This is a genomic window from Frankia sp. Mgl5 (assembly GCF_023242985.1).
Taxonomy (GTDB): domain Bacteria; phylum Actinomycetota; class Actinomycetes; order Frankiales; family Frankiaceae; genus Parafrankia; species Parafrankia soli.
The window spans coordinates 1-433 of record NZ_JALKFY010000476.1; the positions used below are offsets into that span (position 1 = coordinate 1).

The window sequence follows — 433 nt, forward strand, 5'->3', positions numbered from 1 at the left end:
GGCGGGGGGCCCCCCCCCCCCCCCCCCCCCCGACCAGGGGCGTCCCTCCGCTGGCGACTGACAAATAATTCAACAGGATCCCAGCCATCGGGGCCATCCGGCCGGCTACGAGGCAGTCCCGCTGCGCGCGTCGCTGGCGCGGGCTAGGAGAACGGTGGCGTCGTCGTAGGTGTCGCACGAGTCGAGGAGGGTCAGGAGCTGGCCGGCCGTCGTGGACAGGTCGGTGGTTTCGGCGACGACTCGCAGGAGGTGTTGGGTGCCTTCGCTGACGTCGGCGGTGGGTGATTCGACGATGCCGTCGGTGTAGAGGGCGAGTGTGGAACGGGTCTGACGCCCCTGTGTTGTCAAGTGGCCGCAGTGGCCGCAGTGGCCGCGGTGGCCGGTGGGCTGGTGCGCGGGATGGCGTTGTAGATCTCGCGGGCGACGTATCGTT

General features: G+C 70.0%; 1 protein-coding gene. It reads right to left on the reverse strand.

What is annotated here, in order from left to right; genetic code table 11:
• Positions 1-105: 105 nt before the first annotated feature.
• Positions 106-433: SpoIIE family protein phosphatase (locus MXD62_RS10215; protein ID WP_248829088.1), on the reverse strand; the 328-nt coding region annotated here is incomplete at its 5' end.